The sequence below is a fragment of the Halomonas sp. BM-2019 genome (assembly GCF_017584085.1).
On sequence record NZ_CP071922.1, the window covers coordinates 2,294,425 to 2,299,770 of the forward strand.

Here is a 5,346-nt window from a genome sequence, read left to right on the forward strand (position 1 = left end):
GGCGGCCAAGCCTGGCCCGGCCGAGCCGGCGGCTCCCCGGCCCGAGGCGCCCGCGGCGGCGACGCCGGCCGCCGCCCCGAGCCGGGCCGCCAAGGAGTTTATCCTCCCGGATATCGGCGAGGGCATCGTCGAGTGCGAGGTGGTGGAGTGGCGCGTGGCCGAGGGCGAGGCCATCGCCGAGGACCAGCCGGTGGTCGACGTGATGACCGACAAGGCTCTGGTGGAGATCACCGCCCCCGAGGCCGGGGTGATCCAGCGGCTGCACGTCGCCCGGGGGGAGATCGCCTGGGTGCATGCGCCCCTCTATGCCTACCTGCCCGAGGGCGCCGAGGAGGCGCCGGCAGGCCCTGCCGCGGTCAGCGCGCCGGCGGGCGAGCCCGGGACGCGCCGGGCGGCGCCGGACGAGGCGAGCCTCGAGCAGGAGGCGCCGCTGGAGGTCGGGCGTGGCCCCTACGGGCGCATTCCGGCCGCCCCGGCGGTGCGCCGCCTGCTGCGCGAGCACGGGCTCGACCTGGAGGCGGTGCCGGGCTCCGGCCGCCAGGGACGGGTGCTCAAGGAGGATGTGCTGCGCTACCTGGAGCAGGGCGAGGCGCCGCGCCGCGAGTCGCAGGCCGGTGCGCGAGCAAAGGCCGCCACACCGGAGACCGCGTCACCGGCGCCCGGGCGCGAGGCGGTGCGGGTGGAGCCGCTGCGCGGCGTCCGTGCCGTGATGGCGAAGCGCATGGTGGAGGCGGCCAGCACCATCCCCCACTTCCAGTATGGCGAGGAGATCGATGTCACCGCGCTGCTGGCGCTGCGCGAGCGGCTCAAGCCCCGGGCGGAGGCCCTGGGCAGCAAGCTGACGCTGATGCCCTTCTTCATGAAGGCCATGGCGCTGGCGGTGCGCGAGGCGCCGATCCTCAATGCCCGCCTCAGCGACGACGCCAGCGAGATCCACTACCTCGCCTCGGTGAACGTGGGCATGGCGGTGGACAGCCGCGCCGGCCTGCTGGTGCCCAACGTCAAGGGCGTCGAGGGGCGCACCCTGCTGGAGGTGGCGGCCGAGGTGGCGCGCCTCACCGAGGCGGCCCGCGCCGGCAAGGTGAGCCAGGAGGACCTCAAGGGCGGCACCATCAGCATCTCCAACATCGGGGCCCTGGGCGGCACCTATGCGGCGCCGATCATCAACGCCCCGGAGGTGGCCATCGTCGCCATCGGCAAGACCCAGTGGCTGCCGCGCTTCGATGCCGACGACCGGGTGGTCAAGCGGGCGATCATGACCGTCACCTGGGCCGGGGATCACCGGATCATCGACGGCGGCACCATCGCGCGCTTCTGCAATGCCTGGAAGGGCTATCTGGAGGCACCCGAGACCATGCTGCTCCACCTCGGCTAGGCGATCCAGTCTGCGCCGCTGCGCGGCGATTCGCCCCGCAGAGCGTGGCTCCCACCAGAAGAAACGGCCTCGATGGTAGATGGATGGCCGCCAAGGCTTGAGGTGACTGGTGGGAGATCGGCTTTGCCGGCTGAATGGCGCCGCCAGGCGCCCGGCAGTGCTATCACCATTCGAGATTAGGCCATGACCCAGGCGCCCCTGCAGCAGTTCTATATCCCGGAAGAGCAGTCGATCTACCTGCTCAGCCACGACGACGCCCGCAAGCTCAAGGAGTGGGTGGCGCTGTGCCAGGCCCAGCTCGAGCAGCTGGGCTACCGGGAGATCGCGCTGATCGGCAAGGGCGCCTACGGCTTCGTCTTCGCCGGCATCACCGCACTCGGCGACCAGTACGTCTTCAAGTTCACCCGAGTCAACCTGCCCCAGCACCTGCAGGACCGCCTCGAGGAGGAGGCCTTCATGCTGGAGCAGGTGGACCACCCGCGGGTGCCGAAGCTGATCGCCTACCAGCGGGTGCGTCACCAGTCGATCCTCGTCATGCAGCGGGCGCCGGGCCTCAACCTCGAGGAGGTGTCGCTGCGCGAGGGGCGGCTGTCGCCGCGCCTGGTGGTGCATATCGCCGGCCAGCTGGCGGATATCCTGCGTACCCTGCGCGGGGAGCGGGGCCCGGCGGGGCGGCCCATCGTGCATGGCGACATCAAGCCCTCCAACCTGGTGTTCGACGGCGACAGCGAGGCCATCGCCCTGATCGACTGGGGCTCCTCGGTGTTCGCCCAGCTCGATGCCAGCCAGCAGTTCGTGGCGGCCAACGTCATGGAGCTGATGTCCGACAACCTGCAGCAGACCAACGCCCGCCTGGGCGACGTCTACTTCATCGGCGAGGAGCAGCTGAACGGCGCCCTCTCCTCGCCGCGCTTCGACGAGCAGGGCGCCGCCGGGACCCTCTATGCGCTGGCCTCGGCGCAGTCCTGCCGCTTCGGCCACCGGGCCATCCCCGCCACCTCCCTGGGCCTGCCGGTGGAGTTCGCGCGCATGCTCGATGGCATGCTCGACCCCGACCCGCGCCTGCGCATGAAGGCGGGGGACCACTTCATCCGCGAGATGCCCAGGCTCGCCCGGCTGGTGATGATCGACCTGCCGGTAACGCCGCCCCAGGCGCTGGTGCCGGTCTGGGTGCGCCCGGCGGGGCGCGAGATCGATACCGTGGTCTACAGCTCGCGCAAGGCCTTCCTGCGCGAGGAGGGGGCCCCCGAGACCCTGAGCGACGTCAACGACGTCCAGCTCGACCGCTACTACAAGAACTTCATGCAGGGCATGGGCGAGACCGAGAAGGCCTTCCTGGCCGCGGTGAGCCGCCTGGGCCGCTACCCGGTGGTGGGCGGCCTGGCGGTGCGCTGGGAGGCCGACGGGGTCTATATCGATACCTCCCTCAGCCTGCACGATGCCGCGCTGCGCCCGGCCTTCACCGCGGCGGTCAACAACATGGTCCACCTGGCCCGGGCCATCTACCGCCAGGGGATCTTCAAGAGCTGCCTGTTCAACGCCCGCGACACCCTGCACCTGGATCGCGAGGGGCCGGAGCGGCCCTTCCAGATCGAGCCCGAGATGCGCCTGGGCTACGAGGTGAGCGCGGTGCCGGAGCTGGAGGACCGCACGCGGCTGCACAGCTACTTCGAGGATGGCCCCGACCCCGAGGAGTTCCTGGTGCTGCCGGAGGCGATCATCACCTCCCTGGAGGCGCTCAACGAGATCCACCACACCGGGATGATCATCTTCGAGGCGCTGCCCCAGCACCTCAAGATCCACAGCTACTACCGCCTGCTCGATCCCTCCCGGGAGGCGGAATTCCGCCGGCGCCTGGAGGACATCCTCGACGCCGTGGGGCTGATCGAGGGCCTCGGCGTCTCCGGCTTCATGAAGATGCCCTACAAGGACACCCGCTTCTTCCCCCACGTGGAGCGCCAGCCCGAGCGCTTCTATCCCCGCGATCCGCGCGCCGCCCTGCGTGAATCAGGGCGTGAGGCGCGGGGCGAGATCGAGGGGCGCTGATCCCCGCGCTCAGCGGGTCATCGCCTGGGGCAGGTAGAGGGCGATCTCCGGGAAACGGTACAGCAGGGCGATGGCCAGCAGCATCAGCAGGAAGAAGGGCAGGGTGGCCCGGGTGATGGTCAGGATATCCCTGCCGGTCAGCCCCTGGATCACGAACAGGTTGAAGCCCACCGGCGGGGTGATCTGCGACATCTCCACCACGATTACCAGGTAGATGCCGAACCAGATCGGGTCGAAGCCGGCGACGCCGATCAGCGGCATGATGATCGCCGTGATCAGCAGGATCAGCGAGATGCCGTCGAGGAAGCAGCCCATCACCAGCAGCAGCAGGGTCAGCGCCACCAGCAGCAGGGTGGGCGAGAGCCCCATCTCGCCGATGGCCCGGGCGAGCTGCATGGGCACCTGGGTGAAGCCCATCGCCGAGGTGAGGAAGGAAGCCCCGGCGATGATGAAGGCGATCATGCAGGAGGTGCGGATCGCGGCGAACAGCGAGGCCTGGAAGGTGGCGCGCCCGAAGTGGCCGTTCCAGCGGGCGATCAGCATCGACAGCACGACCCCCACCGCGGCCGCTTCGGTGGGCGAGGCCAGGCCGCCGTAGATGGAGAGGATGATGCCGCCGATCAGCGCCAGGATGGGCAGCAGGGACCAGGTCTGGCGGAGCTTCTGCAGCAGCGGCAGCGAGGACTCGTCGCGGCCGGTCAGCCCGTCGCGGTTCCCCTTGAGCAGCGCCCAGAGGATCAGGTAGCTCATGAACAGCGACAGGATCAGCAGGCCGGGGCCGATGCCGGCCATGAACAGCCGCGAGATGGACTGCTCGGTCACCACGCCGTAGACGATCAGCACGATCGAGGGGGGAATCAGCAGCCCCAGGGTGGAGGCGCTGGCCAGGGTGCCGATGGCCATCTGGGTGTCGTAGCCTCGCCGTTCCAGCTCCGGCAGGGTCATCTTGCCCACGGTGGCGCAGGTGGCGGCCGAGGAGCCGCAGACGGCGGCAAACAGGCCGCTGCCGATGATGTTGGTGTGCAGCAGCCGGCCGGGCAGCCGGTTGAGCCAGGGCGAGAGCCCCCGGAACATGTTGTCGGCCAGCCCCGAGCGAAACAGGATCTCGCCCATCCAGATGAACATCGGCAGGGCGGTCAGGTCCCAGCCGTAGCTGGCGCCCCAGAAGTCCGAGGCGAGGATGGGGCCGGGGGCGAAGGGGGTGAAGAACTCGAGGGCCACCCAGGCGGTGCCGATCAGGGCGAAGGCGATCCAGACCCCGCTGCCGAGCAGCAGGGCCAGGGTAACGATGGCGGCAAGGCTGAGGGTGAGCACCTGGGGTCGTCTCCCGGCTCAGGGCAGGTCGCTGTCGTCGCTGGCGGTCAGCTCGCGGAAACCGTCGGGGTCCCGGGCGGCGAGGCGCAGCGTCATCACCAGGGTTTCGGCGAGTGCCAGGCAGAGCAGCCCGACCCCGGTGGCAAGCACGGTCTGGGGAATCCACAGCGGAATCGCCAGGAATCCCGAGGAGACGTCCCGGTAGTGCAGGCTCTCGCGGGCCAGCTCGACGAGGCCGTACCCGAGCAGCAGGCCGATGGCGAGTGCTACGATCAGGCACCATACCTCGACCCACACCCGGATCCGGGAGGGCAGCCGGGAGAGGAGCAGGGTCACCCGGATGTGGGCGTGATGGATGAAGGTGTAGGCGAGTCCGAGGAAGGTCGCCCCCACCAGCAGGTAGCCAGCGATCTCCGAGACCCCCGTGATGCCCAGGCCGAGGCGACGCAGGCCGACCAGGACCAGCAGGGCATCGACCAGGCGGAAGGTCACCTGCAGGGCCACCAGGACGCAGATCGTCACCATGCAGGCGGCCGCACCCCAGGCGCCCAGGCGGTAGAGCAGCGCAAACTTGTAGGTCATGGTCGGCTCCTGTCGGCCGGCACCGCGCG

Annotated in this window: 4 protein-coding genes; 2 read left to right on the forward strand and 2 right to left on the reverse strand. The window is 69.9% G+C overall.

Going from position 1 to position 5,346, the window contains the following annotated elements:
* The first annotated feature begins 139 nt into the window (after positions 1-139).
* The gene (locus J5F18_RS11395; RefSeq protein WP_346302221.1) at positions 140-1,375 is read left to right on the forward strand and encodes a 2-oxo acid dehydrogenase subunit E2; all 1,236 of its coding nucleotides are present in this window, start codon (positions 140-142) and stop codon (positions 1,373-1,375) included.
* A 183-nt stretch (positions 1,376-1,558) separates the two neighbouring features.
* Positions 1,559-3,421 (forward strand): protein kinase, encoded by a 1,863-nt coding sequence (locus tag J5F18_RS11400; RefSeq protein ID WP_346298749.1) that lies wholly within the window; start codon positions 1,559-1,561, stop codon positions 3,419-3,421.
* A gap of 9 nt (positions 3,422-3,430) precedes the next feature.
* Here the strand turns inward: J5F18_RS11400 and J5F18_RS11405 are convergent, their stop codons facing one another.
* The gene (locus J5F18_RS11405; RefSeq protein ID WP_346298750.1) at positions 3,431-4,735 is read right to left on the reverse strand and encodes a TRAP transporter large permease subunit; all 1,305 of its coding nucleotides are present in this window, start codon (positions 4,733-4,735) and stop codon (positions 3,431-3,433) included.
* 18 nt (positions 4,736-4,753) lie between these two features.
* Positions 4,754-5,317 (reverse strand): TRAP transporter small permease, encoded by a 564-nt coding sequence (locus tag J5F18_RS11410; protein ID WP_346298751.1) that lies wholly within the window; start codon positions 5,315-5,317, stop codon positions 4,754-4,756.
* Between the last annotated feature and the right edge of the window lie 29 nt (positions 5,318-5,346).